At 67.8% G+C, this 15,818-nt stretch carries 16 protein-coding genes; 5 read left to right on the top strand and 11 right to left on the bottom strand.

The annotated features are described in order from the left end of the window. Positions 1 to 36: 36 nt before the first annotated feature. The gene (locus NB3_RS19780; RefSeq protein WP_067805623.1) at positions 37 to 900 is read left to right on the top strand and encodes a cyclopropane mycolic acid synthase family methyltransferase; all 864 of its coding nucleotides are present in this window, start codon (positions 37 to 39) and stop codon (positions 898 to 900) included. Between the two features lie 315 nt (positions 901 to 1,215). Here the strand turns inward: NB3_RS19780 and NB3_RS19775 are convergent, their stop codons facing one another. The 3 genes from NB3_RS19775 to NB3_RS35185 all read right to left on the bottom strand — a co-directional run bounded on the left by NB3_RS19775 (position 1,216) and on the right by NB3_RS35185 (position 2,151). Further along, complete coding sequence (locus NB3_RS19775) at positions 1,216 to 1,431, bottom strand: hypothetical protein (RefSeq protein ID WP_157111888.1); 216 nt, start codon at positions 1,429 to 1,431, stop codon at positions 1,216 to 1,218. Next, complete coding sequence (locus NB3_RS19770; RefSeq protein WP_244891983.1) at positions 1,424 to 1,798, bottom strand: DNA-directed RNA polymerase subunit beta; 375 nt, start codon at positions 1,796 to 1,798, stop codon at positions 1,424 to 1,426. Before NB3_RS19770 ends, NB3_RS19775 begins: the two co-directional genes overlap by 8 nt. 116 nt (positions 1,799 to 1,914) lie before the next feature. After that, the gene (locus NB3_RS35185; RefSeq protein ID WP_157111887.1) at positions 1,915 to 2,151 is read right to left on the bottom strand and encodes a hypothetical protein; all 237 of its coding nucleotides are present in this window, start codon (positions 2,149 to 2,151) and stop codon (positions 1,915 to 1,917) included. On the opposite strand from NB3_RS35185, the gene NB3_RS19765 reads away from it, so the two are divergent. Continuing rightward, the gene (locus NB3_RS19765; RefSeq protein WP_218020606.1) at positions 2,150 to 3,487 is read left to right on the top strand and encodes an NsdA family TPR-like regulatory protein; all 1,338 of its coding nucleotides are present in this window, start codon (positions 2,150 to 2,152) and stop codon (positions 3,485 to 3,487) included. The genes NB3_RS35185 and NB3_RS19765 overlap by 2 nt on opposite strands. 44 nt (positions 3,488 to 3,531) lie before the next feature. On the opposite strand, the gene NB3_RS19760 is transcribed toward NB3_RS19765, so the two are convergent. The 5 genes from NB3_RS19760 to NB3_RS19740 form a co-directional block, all read right to left on the bottom strand. Further along, a complete protein-coding gene (locus tag NB3_RS19760) occupies positions 3,532 to 3,951 on the bottom strand; it encodes a hypothetical protein (protein WP_067805621.1) in 420 nt (139 codons plus the stop codon). 124 nt (positions 3,952 to 4,075) lie between these two features. After that, a complete protein-coding gene (locus tag NB3_RS19755) occupies positions 4,076 to 4,480 on the bottom strand; it encodes a hypothetical protein (RefSeq protein ID WP_067805378.1) in 405 nt (134 codons plus the stop codon). Between the two features lie 123 nt (positions 4,481 to 4,603). Further along, the gene (locus tag NB3_RS19750; protein WP_067805376.1) at positions 4,604 to 5,137 is read right to left on the bottom strand and encodes a YbhB/YbcL family Raf kinase inhibitor-like protein; all 534 of its coding nucleotides are present in this window, start codon (positions 5,135 to 5,137) and stop codon (positions 4,604 to 4,606) included. 22 nt (positions 5,138 to 5,159) lie between these two features. Beyond that, the gene (locus tag NB3_RS19745; protein ID WP_174553227.1) at positions 5,160 to 6,521 is read right to left on the bottom strand and encodes a M20/M25/M40 family metallo-hydrolase; all 1,362 of its coding nucleotides are present in this window, start codon (positions 6,519 to 6,521) and stop codon (positions 5,160 to 5,162) included. 124 nt (positions 6,522 to 6,645) lie between these two features. After that, on the bottom strand, positions 6,646 to 7,149 hold the full coding sequence (locus NB3_RS19740) for a GtrA family protein (protein WP_218020605.1): 504 nt from the start codon (positions 7,147 to 7,149) through the stop codon (positions 6,646 to 6,648). 107 nt (positions 7,150 to 7,256) lie between these two features. Here NB3_RS19740 and NB3_RS19735 point away from each other — a divergent pair, with 107 nt between their 5' ends. Both NB3_RS19735 and NB3_RS19730 read left to right on the top strand, forming a co-directional pair. Beyond that, the gene (locus tag NB3_RS19735) at positions 7,257 to 9,596 is read left to right on the top strand and encodes a beta-ketoacyl synthase N-terminal-like domain-containing protein (RefSeq protein ID WP_067805371.1); all 2,340 of its coding nucleotides are present in this window, start codon (positions 7,257 to 7,259) and stop codon (positions 9,594 to 9,596) included. 171 nt (positions 9,597 to 9,767) lie between these two features. Beyond that, complete coding sequence (locus NB3_RS19730; protein ID WP_067805368.1) at positions 9,768 to 11,222, top strand: serine/threonine-protein kinase; 1,455 nt, start codon at positions 9,768 to 9,770, stop codon at positions 11,220 to 11,222. Positions 11,223 to 11,235: 13 nt separating this feature from the next. On the opposite strand, the gene NB3_RS19725 is transcribed toward NB3_RS19730, so the two are convergent. Next, positions 11,236 to 12,276, bottom strand: a complete 1,041-nt coding sequence (locus NB3_RS19725; RefSeq protein ID WP_157111886.1) for a zinc-binding dehydrogenase — start codon at positions 12,274 to 12,276, stop codon at positions 11,236 to 11,238. Between the two features lie 54 nt (positions 12,277 to 12,330). Between NB3_RS19725 and NB3_RS19720 the strand changes: the two genes are divergently transcribed. After that, positions 12,331 to 13,101: a helix-turn-helix transcriptional regulator gene (locus NB3_RS19720; RefSeq protein ID WP_174553226.1), complete on the top strand. Its 771-nt coding sequence runs from the start codon at positions 12,331 to 12,333 to the stop codon at positions 13,099 to 13,101. 48 nt (positions 13,102 to 13,149) lie between these two features. Here the strand turns inward: NB3_RS19720 and NB3_RS19715 are convergent, their stop codons facing one another. Then, positions 13,150 to 14,499 (bottom strand): cytochrome P450, encoded by a 1,350-nt coding sequence (locus NB3_RS19715; RefSeq protein ID WP_084823493.1) that lies wholly within the window; start codon positions 14,497 to 14,499, stop codon positions 13,150 to 13,152. A gap of 11 nt (positions 14,500 to 14,510) precedes the next feature. Next, complete coding sequence (locus tag NB3_RS19710; RefSeq protein ID WP_067805357.1) at positions 14,511 to 15,788, bottom strand: flavin-containing monooxygenase; 1,278 nt, start codon at positions 15,786 to 15,788, stop codon at positions 14,511 to 14,513. Between the last annotated feature and the right edge of the window lie 30 nt (positions 15,789 to 15,818).

The raw sequence follows: 15,818 nt of genomic DNA, 5'->3' as shown, positions 1-15,818 counted from the left end.
GGTGAGGACGAGAGAGTCCTCCGGGAGATGATCACGATGGCGGGATCGACCCCCTTCTATTCGAATGTCCAGTCACATTACGACTTGTCCGACGAGTTCTTCGCACTGTTCCTCGATCCCACCCGCACCTACAGCTGCGCGTATTTCGAGCGCGACGACATGACGCTCGAGGAAGCGCAGCTGGCGAAGATCGATCTGGCCCTCGGCAAGTGTGACCTGCGCCCGGGGATGATGTTGCTGGATGTGGGCTGTGGGTGGGGTTCGACGATGGTGCGTGCCATGCACCGCTTCGCGGTGGACGTGACCGGGTTGACGCTGAGCCGCAATCAGTACGAGTACGTCAACAATTTGCTCCGCGACGACCACGGGTCCCGGCATGGCCGGGTGCTGCTGCGGGGCTGGGAAGAGTTCGACGAGCCGGTCGATCGGATCGTCAGTATCGGCGCGTTCGAACATTTCCGTCGCGAGCGTTACGCCGCGTTCTTCCAGCGCTGTCATGCGATGCTGCCGATCGACGGACGCATGCTGCTGCACACGATCGTGCAGTACGACCGCCACCAGATCCGGGCCAAGGGGCTGCCGATCAACCGCGAAGTACTGCGGTTCTACAAGTTCATCGCGCACGAGATCTTTCCCGGCGGCCAGCTGCCCCTGGTGGAGGAAGTGCTCGAGCACGCAAAGACCGCCGGGTTCGCGGTCGAGCGGGTTCATCCGCTGGGCCCGCATTACGTGATCACGCTGCGACACTGGGCGCATGCGTTGCAGGCCCGTCGTGACGAGGCGATCGCGATCACCTCACCGGACACCTATGACAAATACCTGCGGTATCTCAGCGGTTGCGCCGACTTCTTCCGGCAGGGCTATATCGACGTCATGCAGTTCAGCCTGGCAAAAAGCTAGCGGTGCCGGACGAATCGTTATTCGTCCGGCAGCTTGCGTTCAGCGGTGATGGATCACATCATCGGCATGCCGGGAAACATCTGGTTCCACCAGGCACGCGCCATGCTCATAATCTGATCCACAATCATCATCTTCGTCCTCCTGCATCGGATGAATCCCGACCCACTACCGCGCTACCCCGCTGACGCCACCTCTATCAACGCAGTTCTTGTGGCGGGCCCGCGTCGAAGAGGAAGACCGCACCGCCCGGTCTCGAGCGCTCGTCGCGTGGGCCCGCGGTGTTGCTCACCATCGACAACCGGACACAGCCGATTGTCACGGCTCCAGATACAACCGCTCGCACGGCAGTCGCGGATACCCCTCGGTGTCCTCCATCGATACCTCGACCGCGTCGTGCCAGTGCCGGGCACGCCACTCCTGGACGAACAGGCACGCGGCACTCACGCAGGCGACGAAGTCCATACGGAGGCCGTGCCAGAACACCGACAAGTGCACATCCGGCTCGGACGGCCGGGGAGATCCCTCACGCATACGCGATGCCCCGCTTCCGGCGGGCGAGGCGCTCGGCTACGCATCCACGGATCGCGGCCACCACGACGCTTCCGGATGGGCGAAAAGGGCTGTCCGGCAGAGTGACCCAGGCGCGGAAGGCGGTGCCCCGATCGGCCGGACCCGGTAACGCCACGGTTCCACCCGCGCACACCAAAGAGACGTCGAGCCGGAACATCTCCGCGAACAACGTGATGTCGCCGGGCAGGTCGGGCTGCGTCAGATACGTCCACCGCTTCGACCGGGGATGCGACATGATCGGCCCGATCCCGTGATGATGCCGCTGCATCCACACCTTCACGTCCTGCCCCAACGTGGCGGGCATGATCACCGCCCACGCCACACCCATACGCAGGACGATGCGCCCCACCTGAGGTGGATCCACCTGCGCAGGTAGATCGCACACCTCCCGGTAGTAGGCGCACCACCCCAGCGGTGTGTTCCCGAAAGGTCTCCGGACCAGCATCAAACCCCCTGCTCGGATCGATCGACGGTAGCGATGCGCCCGATCCGCGGACTGCGGAATCGCGTGGAGACGGGGGTGAGCATCGCGCCGTGAATCGCGCTGAGCTCCCCCGGACCGGGCGCGTATTCAGCACACACTTCGCAGGCGCGGCGAGTAAGGTCGCTGCGGGTGTTGAAAGGTGGTGGATCGAGCTCTTCCGGTGACGAAACGGCGGGTGTGATGAACAGTGCGAACATGCACCTTTCCGAGTGGCTGGCCCGTTCAGGTTGGAGCCGCAGCGAATTGGCGCGGCGCGTGCGCGCGCTGGCGGTCGACTGGGGCGAACCGCAGATCAGGCCCGACGCGTCCAGCGTGCGCCGCTGGGTGGACGAAGGAGAGCGCCCGCGCCCGCCGGTTCCGGCGATCCTCGCCGATCTGTTCTCGGCGCGCTTCGGGTATCGGGTGACGACCTATGACCTCGGTTTGGGTGAGACACCTACCGTTGACCGGGCCCTGGTCTACCACTCATCGTGGACACGGACACTGGAAGCAGTCGCCGACCTCGGGAGGGCAGACGTGGATCGCAGGAAGTTCCTTGCCGCAGCTCCGTTCACCGCGATCGCGGCGACGGGGCCGTCTCGCGACTGGCTGCTGAACACTCTCGATCAGCTTCCGGATCAACGCGCGCGCGTGCGGCTCGAGGACGTCACCGCGGTGAAGAACATGTTCGGCACGTTCCAGGAGATGGACATCTTCCAGGGCGGCGGCTCGGGGCGGCTGGTGCTGGCGGCCTACATGAACGAACACGTCTATCCGCTGCTGCGGCGCACGCACACCGAGGACGTTCGCGTGGCGCTGTGCGGAGCGGCGGCCGAGCAGACCTACCTGCTCGGCTGGATGGCATTCGACAACGGCGAGCACGGCACGGCGCAGCGGTATCTCATCCAGGCGTTGCGCTTGGCCGAGGAGTCAGGTGATCCGGCGCTCGGTGCGCACGTCCTCGCCGGGCTGGCCGATCAGGCGACCTTGCTCGGGCATCCGCACGAGGGCAGGCGACTCGCCCAAGCGGGCCGTCAGGGTTTGGCGAAAGTGGACGCGCCCGCGTGTCTCGCGGACCTGTGGACCTTGGAGGCTCGCGCACTCGCTGTCATCGGCGACAAGACCGGGACCGCGCGTGCGATCAACGCCGCGGAGAACGCGTTCGCCCGTATCGAGCCCGACCGCGAACCCGAGTGGGCGCTGTTCATCGACCAGGCATATCTCTGCGGTGAGTGGGCCAACGCGTTTCGCGACCTCGGACAGCCCGAACAAGCCGCATTGCACGCTCGTCGATCGATCGCCCATGCTCGCGCACAGAACCGGGCGCGCCGGGGTGCGCTCTCCCACGCCGCGCTGGCGGTCACCCACCTTCAGAAACGCGACCTCGAAGCCGCCCACGCCGCGGGCGTACGGACACTCGAGCTCGCTCGCAAGGTCAAATCGTCGCGCTCCGTGGAAGCCGTGCGCGATGTACACCGGCGGATGGTCGCCTTCGGCCCGCATCCTCTGGTCGCGGACTTCGGTGAACGGACCCGGACGTTGCTCGCGGCATGACCGCACCGCTGGCCGTGGTGACGCCCACTGGCACGGCGGACCGCCTACCCCAACTGCTCCACGGCGAAGCCGGCCAACAGTACGGCGAATCCGCCGATTTCGCCGATGATCAAGGCGGCGAGGACGAAACGCATCGACGGTGGCGGGTTGCGCATCTGGTTGTCGGTCTCGCGTTGCAGTCCGAGGCGGATGTAGTTGGCGATCGTCACCACGAACAGCAGGATGATTGCTCCTGCCGCGATGGCGTTCACCGCGGTCGGCCAGCCGGACAGTTCGACGAACCACGCGATCAATCCGGTCGCGAACGAGTACAGCAATGCGGCTCGGTGGGCGATGTCGACATAGGGGTGGGCCAGACCGTTCGGCGAGGTGGTCATCGCCTGCCACTTCCATATGCCGAGCACCAGCGCCCACAGGAAGATGAGCCCGGCGAAGAACAGCACCCAGGCCGTTTCCGTGCGAATGATCAAGTTCTTACCCTCATCGGTCCCGCGCCCTACTTGGGCGGTTGTTCAGCGCGAGCGTAGCGCCCGTGACAGGCGGGGCGCGCCGAGAACGCGTCACCCCTGGGAATACCGACTGGTCGGATCAAGTCGTGGGTCCGAGTTCACCATATGGAACCAGATGGGCGCGATCCACCGTGCTCTGCCAGCCCCGCTCGGTCGCCGCCAGCGCGTGGCCGCTCGTGGCGGGATCCCTCGGCCACGGCTCGCGCAGGTGAATCTGGATATCGTCCTGCAAGACCTGCACCAGCTCCATCGCGAACTCTTCCGCGGTCTCGCTGCCCGGCTCACTCGGATCGAGGGCAATGGTCGTGCCGACCTCCGGCACCGAAATGCTTACCCACGCCTTCGGGGCCGGACGACCCGACAGCTCGTGGAAGCGGCGCCACCCTTCGGGGTATTCGGTGTCGACATCCGCCGAGAAGCCGAGGGACCTTTCGATGTCGGCGGCGAGCAGGCGCGCGCCTCGCACCGCTTCGGAGAAATCCATGAGGTGATTGTGGACGCCGCGCGCCGATCAGCGCCCGTGAATTGTCCCTCCAGGAGCGGTGCGGCGTGCTGCGGAAAGCACTGTGGCCCCGAGCATTTCGCCCGGGGCCACGTGCGGCGATTCCTACTTCTGCTCGTAGGTGGCGACCAGGGTCGCGCGAGCCAGCGTGTGGGAGAACAGGTTGAAGCCCAGGTAGGCGGGGCTGGCGTTCTCGTCGATGCCCAGGCTTTCGACGTCCACGGCGTGCACGACGATGAAGTAGCGGTGCGGGCCGTGACCGGGCGGCGGCGCCGCGCCGACGAAGCCGTGGAAGCCGCCGTCGTTGCGCAGGGTGATCGAACCGGTCGGCATCGCGCCGCCCTCCTCGCCGCTTCCCGCGCCCGCGGGCAGGGAGGTCGCGCTGACGGGGATGTCGGCGACGACCCAGTGCCAGAAGCCGGAGGCGGTGGGCGCGTCGGGGTCGTACACCGTCACCGCGAAGCTCTTGGTCTCCGCAGGGAAGCCCGACCACGACAGCTGCGGGGAGATGTCCTGGCCTCCCGCCCCGAAGATGCCGCTGACCTGCTCGTTCTTGAACGGCTGCCCGTCGGTGACGTCATCGGAGGTGAGTGTGAACGACGGCACCTGCGGAAGCGCGTCGTAGGGGTTGTAGGTCATGAAACCTCTCTTCCGGATCGGATCAGCTGTGCAACAGGAAGTGTTCCAGCACGCGGGTGCCGAATTCGAGGGCCTCCACCGGCACCCGCTCATCGACGCCGTGGAACAGTGCGGTGAAGTCCAGCTCCGGCGGCAGCTGCAACGGCGCGAAACCGAAGCAGCGAATACCCAGACGCGCGAACGCCTTCGCGTCGGTGCCACCGGAGAGCATGTAGGGCACGGTGCGGCCACGCGGATCATGGGCCAGCACGGCGTTGTTCATCGCGTCGACCAGATCGCCGTCGAAGGTCGTCTCGTAGGAGTCGAGCTTGGTGATCCACTCGCGTTCGACGTCGGGACCGATCAGCTCGTCCACCTCCCGCTCGAACGCCGCCTGCCGTCCGGGCACCACGCGGCAGTCCACCACCGCTTCGGCGGTCTGCGGGATCACGTTGGCCTTGTACCCGGCCTGCAGCATGGTGGGATTGGCCGTGTCACGCAGCGTCGCGCCGATGATGCGGGAGATGGTGCCCAGCTTGGCCAGCTGGCCCTCGATGTCGGGGCTGGTCGGATCGAATTCCAGACCCGTCTCCTCGGCGACGGCGGCCAGGAACGCGGCCACCGAATCCGACAGCACCAGCGGAAAGGTGTGTTTGCCCAGCCGCGCCACCGCGTCGGCGAGGATGGTGACCGCGTTGTCCTCGTGCAGGAACGAGCCGTGGCCGGCACGAGCCTTGGCGCGCAACCGCATCCAACCCAGGCCCTTCTCGGCGGTCTCCACCAGATAGAGCCTGCGTTCGGTGCCGTCGGGCCGCGGCACGGTCAGCGAGAACCCGCCGACCTCCCCCACCGCCTCGGTGACGCCGTCGAACAGGTCGGGGCGGTTGTCCACCAGCCACTGTGAGCCCCACTTGCCGCCGTTCTCCTCGTCGGCGAGGAAGGCGAACACCAGATCGCGCGGCGGCACCGTGCCCTCGAGCTTGAACTGGCGGGCCACCGCCAGCGCCATCCCCACCATGTCCTTCATGTCGATCGCGCCGCGACCCCACACGTAGCCGTCGCGCACCGCTCCGGAGAACGGGTGCACGCTCCAGTCGGAGGCCTCGGCGGGCACCACGTCCAGATGGCCGTGGATCATCAGCGCGCCGCGGCTGGGGTCGGCGCCCTCAAGCCGCGCGAAGACATTGCCGCGCCCGTCCGCGCCGGACTCGACGTACTCGGTGACATACCCCGCTTGATGCAGTTGGTCGGCCACCCACTGCGCACACTCGCGCTCGCCTTTGGTGGTGGCCAGGTCGCCGGTATTGGAGGTGTCGAAGCGGATCAGCGTGCTGACCAGCTCCACCACTTCCGACACCGCGCGGGAGTTTCTGTTCGGGTCGAATCCTTCGCCAGTTGCGGACACGCTCCCTTTCCTACCACCCGCGCGGCGGGGGCAAACGTCCCGACAGGGTGTCGCGGCGAGGCGATGCGACCCGCACGGTGCGCGATCACCCGCGACAGGGTTGTCATCAAGGTGAGCGGAACTCTCACCCCGGGCCGGGCGGCTGGACCTGGTCGGGGAACACCACCCGCACGAAAGCCCAGAACCGGAACACCATGCCCAGCGCGGTGCCGATCAGCTGGGCGGCCACGAAGTCGGCTACGTTCTGGGTGAAGCGGGACACCTCGGGCACCTCGAGATGCAGCACATACCGCGACACCCACAGCGGCGCGGTGTTGATCGCGACGGCCAGGAAACTCACCAGGTAGAACAGCGCGGCTTCGTGATGGCCGCGCCGCCCACCGCGCCCGTCGAAGGACCACTGCTTGTTGAGCACATACGACAGCGTGATCGCCGCCAGTACCGCGACCACCTTCGCGGTGACCGGATGCGGCTCGAGCACGGTGCTCTTCAAGGTCAGGAACACGGCGGTGTCCAGCGTGAACGCCGCGAGACCGACGGAAGCGAAACGGAATAGTTCTCGACGCCGTGCCTCGCCCCCCAGCGCGGACGTCACCCGAGCGAAAACGGGGCGTTCGGAAAACAGCACAGGTAAAGTCTCCGGCACATGTCCCGACCCCACAACAAGATCGGCAGATTCACCGCACCGCCTGTTGCGCGAGTGCACGGTCGGTGGATCGCGGGCAGGTGAGTAGCGTGAAGAAGACCAAGCGGCACGCCCGCGCGCAGCCGGACCGCGACGGCGCGGAACCGATCGCCGTGATCGGCATGAGCTGTCGCTTCGCCGGCGGCGCCGACTCCCCGGAAGCGTTGTGGCGGTTGCTGATCGAGGAGACCGACGCCGTCGCCGACGAGCCGCCGCCCGGCCGCTGGTCCGGCGACCACCGCGCCCGCGATCGCGCCGCGGCGGGCAAGACGGTGTCGGTCGCGGGCGGATACGTGGCCGACGTCGCCGGTTTCGACGCCGAATTCTTCGGAATCACTCCGCGCGAGGCCGCCGACATGGATCCGCAGCAACGCTTGGCGCTGGAATTGGCCTGGGAGGCATTCGAAGACGCGGCGATCCGGCCCGAGCGGGTTCGGAACACCGGCGTGTATTTCGCCAACAAATTCAACGACTACCGCGCCGTCAAACTCGCCAGGGGCGCCGCCGCCATCACCCCGTTCACCAGCACCGGGGATGTCGAGGGCGTGATCGCCAACCGGGTGTCGTACTTCCTGGGTTTCGACGGGCCGAGCATGACCGTCAACGCCTCCTGCGCCGGATCGCTGGTCGCGGTGCACCTGGCCTGCCAGGCGTTGCGGACCGGTGATGCCGCGCTGGCCGTCGCCGGTGGCGTGCACCTGAACCTGATCCCGGAGACCACGATCGGATTGTCCGCGCTGGGCGTGCTGTCCGCCCGCGGCCGCTCACACACCTTCGACGCCTCCGCCGACGGCTACGTGCGCGGCGAAGGCGGGGCGGTCGTGGTGCTCAAGCCGCTGCGGCAAGCGCTGCGCGACGGCGACCGCGTCTACTGCACCCTGCTCGGCAGCGCCACCAACAACAACGGCAGGCAGCGCTCCATGCCCGCCAGCAGCGCCGACGGGCAGCGGCAGCTGCTGCGGCGGGCCTGCGCGCGAGCGGGAGTGGACCCGTCGACGATCGACTACGTCGAGGCGCACGGCACCGGCACCGCCGTCGGTGACCGCGCCGAATTGTCCGCGCTGGCAGACGTTTACGGCACCGGAAGAGATTCCGGCGCGCCGCTGATCGTCGGCTCGATCAAAACCAACATCGGGCACACCGAAGCGGCCGCGGGCATGGCCGGATTGGTGAAAGTCGCGCTGGCTCTGTCGCATCGCCGGATCCCGCGCAGCCTGCACTTCCATCATGCGCCCCCGGAGTTCGATCCCGCCGCGACGGGTGTGCGCGTGGCCGACACCGAGATGGCGTGGCCGCAGCACGACGGTCCCGCGCGTGCCGCGGTGAGCGCGTTCGGTTTCGGCGGCTCCAACGCCCACGTCATCGCCGAAGCGGCGCCGGAATCCGCTCCGGTCGGCGACAGCGACGATTCGGTGCGACTGGTGGTGCTGTCGGCCCGCACCGAAACGGCGTTGCGGGAGCACGCGCGTCGGCTGCATGCGCATCTCGTGGGCCATCCGGACATCAGCTTGGGCGACCTCGCGCACACTCTTGGCACGAGAACCGCCTTCCGGCATCGCCTTTCGACGGTGGTCGACGAGGTGTGCCAGGTCGTCGAATTCCTCGACGCCTATCTCCACGGGGCCACGAAGGACGCCGACGCGGACGAGAACGAGGTGCTGGGTCTGGTGCTGGCCGCGGCCCTGCGTCCCGGCACCGTGGCCCACCGCGACCTGCTGCACGCGGCGGGCGCGCTGTTCGAGCGCGGCGTGGAGCCCGACTGGGCGGCGGTGAACCCGCCGGGCCGACCGGTGTCACTGCCTACCTATCCCTTCCAGCGCGAACGGCACTGGGCGGGACCACAGGCCCAGGACGAGGAACTCACCGCACCCGGGTCGTCTGCATGGGATGTCGTCGAAATCGCCTCCTACGATTCGACTGAAATGCCGCAGGCCGCGCCGGTCGCTTCGTCGGTCACGACCGAAGCGGTCGAATCGACCGTATCCGCGCCGAACTCGGCGGCGATCGCGTCGATCCAGGAGCAACGTGGCTTCGCGTCCGGCGTCGCGGAGCTCGCCGCGCTGGTCACCGCCGAACTCGCCGAAGTCGTCGGTATCGCGCCGGATCGGATAGCCGTGCGGCAGAACTTCGAACAGCTCGGGATCGGCTCGGTGCACGCCGTGGAACTGTCGGCCCGCCTCGGCGCACGACTCGGCATCGACGTGCCCGCCGCCGTCATCTGGGGCTGCCCCACCGTCGAGCTGCTGGCGGCCGAACTCGACGTCCGCCTCACTCCCGCGAGCCCGGCGAACCGGTCCCCGGCGCCGGTGGATGCTCCGCGACCGCCGGTGGAGGAGGAAGTTCTGTCGACCGCTGAATTGCTGGCGTTGAGCCGGGAATTGCTCGGCTGAGCCGCAACCGCGCGGGCGCTGGAAGCGGGTTGACCGGCTCTGCCACCCAGGCTCGTCGCGCCGGTAGCGCCGACCGGGTCGGAGTGCCGAGAAGTTCGACGCAGGACGAACCGGTCGTACCGGTTATGCTGCCTGCGGTCCGGGTGGCCGGGGTGTGGAAGGGGGCCAGAGGTGTTGAGGCAGCACGAGTCGTTCGCCGGCTACGTGATCGAAGGTGTGCTCGGGCAAGGCGGCATGGGCACGGTGTATCTGGCCCGGCACCCGCGTCTGCCGCGGCTGGTGGCGCTCAAACTGCTCAATCGCGCGGTGTCCGAGGACGAGGAGCTGCGCAGACGATTCGAGCAGGAGGCCAATGTCGTTGCCCGCTTGGAACATCCGGGCATCGTCGGTGTCTATGACCGCGGCACCCAGGACGGGCACCTGTGGATTTCCATGCAGTACGTCCGCGGCACCGACGCCGCCCGGCTCGATCCACGGGCAACCCGCCCGGAACAGGTCGTGCAGATCGTCGGCGACACGGCGAAGGCGCTGGACTACGCCCACAGCCGAGGTGTGCTGCATCGCGACATCAAACCGGCCAACATCCTGATCGCCGAGCCGGAAGCCGGTCGCGAGACACGCGCCGTGCTCACCGATTTCGGTATCGCGCGACTGTTGGACGCCGATACCAAACTGACGGCGACCGGAACGTTCACCGCCACACTCGCCTACGCCTCACCCGAGCAACTGTCCGGTGAGCCGATCGATCATCGCGCCGATCAATACTCCCTCGGCTGCACCCTCTACACGATGCTGGCGGGGCAAACACCGTTCCCCTCGACCAACCCCGGCCAAATCGTCGCCGGGCACATCGCCAAGCCGGTGCCGCGCCTGAGCGACATCCGGCCGGAGCTGCCACGGCGCCTGGACGAGGTGATCGCCCGCGCGATGGCCAAACATCGCGACGAACGATTCGCCGGCTGCGGCGACTTCGCGGCGGCCGCGGCGGCGGCCCTGCGCGGTGAGGTTTCCGCCGCGGCGCCCGCGCCGACTTTCGTCAACCAGCGCTCGGCCCACCCGGCCACGGCGATCGACCCGTGGCCGCGTTCGGCCCCGACCGTGCTGAACCCCCCTTCGGAGCCCCGGTGGCGCGCCGAGCAGCTCCCGCCGCTGCAACCGCTCACGCCCATCCACGATGCCGTCCGGCCGTCCGGTGTGGTGCCCAGGATCGGCGCCGTCGTCGCGTTCGTCATGGGGCTGGTCTTCTGTGTGATCCTCGCCAACGGAGTGCACGAGCTCACGACCCCGCACATCGAATACGGTCACCGCCAGACGCTGCGTGAGACCGCGCTCGAACTGCTCGCGCCCATGGCGATTTCCACGACGATGGCCCTGTTGCTGCTCGGCGGCTCGATCGCACTCTTGCGGCGTAAGCGAGCGGGCCGCGTCGCCGTGGCGCTGGGTACCGGGATTCTCACGCTGGTCGGGTTGGTGGGAGCCGGAGCCAGCCTGACCGGCGACAATCGCGCGAGCGACTTGATCTTCGTCGCCACTGTCCTGCTGTTCTCCGGCACGGGATTGCTGTGCACCATGTCTCCCGCGACCAGGCGCTGGCTCGCCGCCCGACCTGCCGGTAACCGGCCATGAGCCCGGCGAGTACTCAAGGCACCACGACGACCTTTCCGGTGGCTCGGTTGTCTTCCATATACCGGTGGGCAGCGACGATGTCGTCCAAAGCGAAAACGCGGTCGAGGTTGGGTCGATAGACACCGGCCTCGACCGCGTGGACCACCCGCTGCAGTACGGTGGCGCCCGCGCTGCCTTTGATGGTGTCGCTGTGGAAAGCCGTGAGCTTCGTCCCGGACGGGATCATCGCTATCGGTTCGAAATCCGAGATCAGCCACCCACTCAGCGAACCGGCCACGCACACCGTCCCGCCCAGGCGGACCAGGCGCACCGAGTCCATCGCCGTGCGAGCCCCGACCAGATCCAGCACGAAATCCGGCCCCTCGGGCCAGACCGCGTGCACGCTCGCCGCCAGCGAGCCACCGCCGTCGAGCAGCACGTGGTCGACGCCGGCCGCGGCCATCGCGTCGATCTTGCCGTGCCGCCGAGTCGTGGCCGCGATCTCCATGCCACACCCTGAGGCGATCGACGCGGCGGCCATCCCCACCGACGAGGTCCCGCCACGAATCAGCAACCGCCCTCTGGCATCCGGTGCGACCCCCAGCGCGTCCAGCGCGCCCTGCGCGGTCAGGTATGTCTCGGGTAGCGCGGCCAGCACCTCCCACGGCAACGTGGTGGTGACCGGCATAAGCAGCGCATTCGGCAACAACGCGTACTCGGCATAGCCGCCGTCGAACTCCCGGCCCATCTCACCCATCACCGCCGCGACGGTCGTGCCGACCGGCAACGTGGGGTCGGTCGAGCCTTCCACGATTCCTACGCACTCGATTCCGAGCACACGCGGGAACCTCACATTCGGGGAATGCCCTTGCCGGGTTCTCAGCTCCGAGCGGTTCAAGCCCGCGCCCTGCACCCGCACCAGGCTCCAGCCCTCCCGCACCCCCGGTACCGGCAGCTCACGGAGCTCCAGCACCTCCGGGCCGCCCGCCCGGACGCATACCGCCGCCCGCATCGTCGTAGTCGTCGCGTACCGCCTGGCGTCGACGGTGCCGTCTGATCGAAGAACATCACGCATGCGTCCACTGTCGCCGGGAGACCGTGCGGCCGACCACCGATAGAATGCCAACTCATGCCCGTTGGCCGCCAACTTCCCCGGACCGGTCCGACATCCCGGCTGATGCCGTCGGGAGGGGTGCACCTGTGGCCGTCGGGGGGCACGAGTCCGGCGCATTCGCATGCCCGTGGACATCTGGTCTACGCGGCCCGTGGCGTCCTGTCGGTGCACACCGAACGGGGCACATCGATCGTTCCCGCCAATCGAATCGCCTGGACTCCCGCCGATTTCACGCACTATCACCGCGCGCACGGCGACACCGATATGCGGATCGTGTTCCTCCCCCCGCCCCTGGCCCGGCTCGTACCGGGCCATCCCGCCGTGTTCCTGGCCTCCGGCCTCGCCCGGGAAATCCTGCTCACCCTCACCGGCCCCCGCGAGCACGACCGCGCCGCACGCGCTCGCCTGCACCGCGTCCTCGTCGACGAACTCCAGGAAGCACACGAGCAGCCACTCGTGCTGCCGCAACCCCACGACGACCGACTGCGAGCCGTCGCGCGCATGCTCTACGACAATCCCGCCGACAACACGTCCCTGGCCGACCTCGGGCGCACCATCGGAGCCAGCGCCCGCACCCTCAGCCGCCTGTTCCACAACGAACTCGGCATGACCTTCTACGAGTGGCGCACCCAGCTGCGCATTTACCACGCACTGGTACTACTCGCCGACGGACACGACACGACCCACGTCGCGCACGCCTGCGGCTGGGCGAACCCCAGCAGCTTCATCGCGGCGTTCACCCAGCTGATCGGCACCACCCCTGGCCGCTACCGCACCCGCCCCTGACCGTTCAGCTCACGTGTCACGCCCAGCAGGCGCGGTGACCGAATGCCGTCAGGTCGTCACGGGTTCGGTGACGCGGCGGACCGGGCGGATTCGGATGCCGAACTCCGGGCGCAGGTTCACCGACGCCAGCGGCACCACCGGATGGGTGTCGTCGAGCTCGAGGCGGAAACGCTGCACCGTCATCGCCAGGATCAGCACCATCTCCGTCATCGACATGTCCTTGCCCAGGCAGACGCGCGGGCCGCCGGAGAACGGGAAGAACGCGAACTTGTGCCGTTCGGCCACCGCGGCGTCGGCGAAACGCTCCGGACGGAACTCCTCCGGGTCCTCCCACAGCCGCTCGTCGCGGTGAATGTAATACATGCACAACGTGACTCGCGCGCCCGCTGGCACGTGGTAGCCGCCGATCTCGTCATCGGCGATCGGTGTGCGTTCGACGATCCAGGCGGGCGGATACAGCCGCATCGTCTCCTCGATCACCATGCGGCAGTAGCCGAGCTGCCCCAGATCCGCGAAGCTGGGCGTGCGGTCGCCGAGCACGGCGCGCACCTCCTCGGCCAATCGCTCCTGGACCTCGGGATGGGTGGCCAGCAGGTAGCACGCCCACGACAGGGCGTTGGCAGGGGACTCGTGCCCGGCCACGAGCAGCGTCTTGATCTCGTTGAGCAGGTCCTCCTCCCGCATGCCCTGCCCGCCCTCGTCGCGGGCGCGCACCAGGGCGGTGAGCACGTCGCTGGTGTCGCCGCCGCGGCGGCGTTCGTCGATCAGATGGCGGACCACGTCGTCGAGTTCGCCGACCTTGCGCGCGACCCGGCGGGCCTCCGGTGTCGGGAACGACTGCGGCAGCTTCACCGGCGCGTTCACCCGCTTCATGATGAGCGCGAACGCCGCGCGCATCGCGTCGGTCACCTGGGAGGTGTCGGTGGACAGGTCGATGCTGAACAGGATGCGGCCGGTCACCGCGAGCAGCAGCTTCACGTAGTCGTCGTAGATGTCGCGGAACTGCCCGGCCGCGCTGTCCCATTGGTCGAGCATCGCGGCCGCGCTGTCGGTGATGTCGTCGGCGAAACCCTTGACGTGCGAGTGGGAGAACGCCGGGGAGATGAGTTTGCGCTGTTTACGCCAGTATTCGAGGTTGTTGGTCGTCAGCTGGCCCTCGCCGAGCAGGATGCTGAACTCGTCGTAGATCGGGCTCTTGCGATAGTTGGTGTAGTTGTCCTTGAGCACGTACTCGGTCATCGCCGGATCCGCGACGAGGTAGACCAGCATCGGGCCCGCTTTGACCCGCACGACGTCACCATAGCCGTCCAGCAGCGCGCCCACCGTCGTCAGCGGGTTCTTCGCCAGTTTCGGCAGCATGCGTCCGGTTTCCACCAGACCGGGCCCGGGTGCTTTCATGGTCCGACCTTTCACTTCAACAGCTTGGCGTGCTTGCGCAGCTGGTTCACGTAGTCCTGTTTCTCCACCACCAGCGGGTACTGGTCGGCGTGGTAGAGCCGCAGCCCGGCATACAGATCGGGCTGGCGGCCCTGCGTGGCACGCTCGAAACGCTCCACCCGCCGAGAATCGGCCGCCTTGGCGCGCAGGTATTCGGCGATCAGCTCGGCCTGTTTCTCGTAGACGTCCCAGTGCGAGCCGATCGGCCGCACCATCCCGACCACGAACAGATCGCGGGTGTGCGGCGGAAAGATGTTGAGATACAAGCCCGGTCGCAGATCTCCCTCCGACCAGTTCAGAAGAGTCCGGTCGACGACGGGGTAGTTCGGCACGAACCCGGTGGCCAGCACGACCAGATCGACCTTCTCCTCGGTGCCGTCGGCGAAAGTCACCCGGTCGTCATCGATCGATGCGACGTCCGGCTTGGGCGTGATGTCGCCGTGGGTGTAGTAGTGGTGCAGCTGATCACCGAGCATCGGGATGACGATGCCCTCGGCGAAATCCGGCACCGGCAGCCCGAACGAGCGGGAGCGGCCACGCAGATACGAGAACAACCGCTCGAAGGCCCGCTTGCGCAGCGGCCGCCACATCCGGCCCTGCAGCATGCTGTCGGTCGGGCGGCCCAACATGTACTTGGGCATGCAATAGAACCCGCGCCTGCTGCTGTGCAGGGTCAGCGCGGCGTTGACCGCGCAATCGGACAGGATGTCGGCCGCCGACTGCCCGGCCCCGATCACCAGCACGCGCTTGCCGAGCACCTGTTCGGGGTCGCGGTACTCACTCGAATGCAGCACGGGCACCGTGCCCGAGCCGGGAATGTCGATGCGCCGGGGGGTGCGGTCGTGGCCGGTGGCGACGACCACCCCCGCGTAGCGTCGCTCCGACCCGTCGCCCAGCGTCACCGACCAGCCGTCATCGCCGGGTTCGACCCGATCCACGGCGGTGTCCAACCGGATGCGCGGCCACAGGTCGAAGGCGTCGGCGTAGGAATTCAGGTACCGCAGCACGAGTTCGTGGCCGGGATAGTCGGGGTAGTCCTCGGGCATCGGGAAACCCGAGAACGCCTGCACCCCTTTGGAAGCGATCACGTGGGTGTTGCGGCTGACCGGTGAGTCCGGGCGCCGGGCATCCCAGAGCCCGCCGATACCGTCGGCCGCTTCGAGCACCTCGAAATCGATACCGTGCGCCGCGAACTCACGCGCGGTCGCCAGACCGGCCGCGCCCGCGCCGATCACGCAATAGGTGCTCATGCACCGTCCCCTCTCCGCTGCCGCCTGCGG

The organism is Nocardia beijingensis NBRC 16342, assembly GCF_001612785.1.
Taxonomy (GTDB): domain Bacteria; phylum Actinomycetota; class Actinomycetes; order Mycobacteriales; family Mycobacteriaceae; genus Nocardia; species Nocardia beijingensis.
Note: the sequence above shows the minus strand (reverse complement) of the source record. Positions and strands in the feature narration are given on the sequence as shown.

What these genes read in the sequence shown, in the direction of transcription:
- NB3_RS19780 (WP_067805623.1), top strand. Translation starts at nt 37, where the DNA reads ATGGCGGGATCGACCCCCTTCTATTCGAATGTCCAGTCACATTACGAC.
- NB3_RS19775 (WP_157111888.1), bottom strand. Translation starts at nt 1,431, where the DNA reads ATGCGTGAGGGATCTCCCCGGCCGTCCGAGCCGGATGTGCACTTGTCG.
- NB3_RS19770 (WP_244891983.1), bottom strand. Translation starts at nt 1,798, where the DNA reads ATGGGTGTGGCGTGGGCGGTGATCATGCCCGCCACGTTGGGGCAGGAC.
- NB3_RS19765 (WP_218020606.1), top strand. Translation starts at nt 2,150, where the DNA reads ATGCACCTTTCCGAGTGGCTGGCCCGTTCAGGTTGGAGCCGCAGCGAA.
- NB3_RS35185 (WP_157111887.1), bottom strand. Translation starts at nt 2,151, where the DNA reads ATGTTCGCACTGTTCATCACACCCGCCGTTTCGTCACCGGAAGAGCTC.
- NB3_RS19755 (WP_067805378.1), bottom strand. Translation starts at nt 4,480, where the DNA reads ATGGATTTCTCCGAAGCGGTGCGAGGCGCGCGCCTGCTCGCCGCCGAC.
- NB3_RS19750 (WP_067805376.1), bottom strand. Translation starts at nt 5,137, where the DNA reads ATGACCTACAACCCCTACGACGCGCTTCCGCAGGTGCCGTCGTTCACA.
- NB3_RS19725 (WP_157111886.1), bottom strand. Translation starts at nt 12,276, where the DNA reads ATGCGTGATGTTCTTCGATCAGACGGCACCGTCGACGCCAGGCGGTAC.
- NB3_RS19720 (WP_174553226.1), top strand. Translation starts at nt 12,331, where the DNA reads ATGCCCGTTGGCCGCCAACTTCCCCGGACCGGTCCGACATCCCGGCTG.
- NB3_RS19715 (WP_084823493.1), bottom strand. Translation starts at nt 14,499, where the DNA reads ATGAAAGCACCCGGGCCCGGTCTGGTGGAAACCGGACGCATGCTGCCG.
- NB3_RS19710 (WP_067805357.1), bottom strand. Translation starts at nt 15,788, where the DNA reads ATGAGCACCTATTGCGTGATCGGCGCGGGCGCGGCCGGTCTGGCGACC.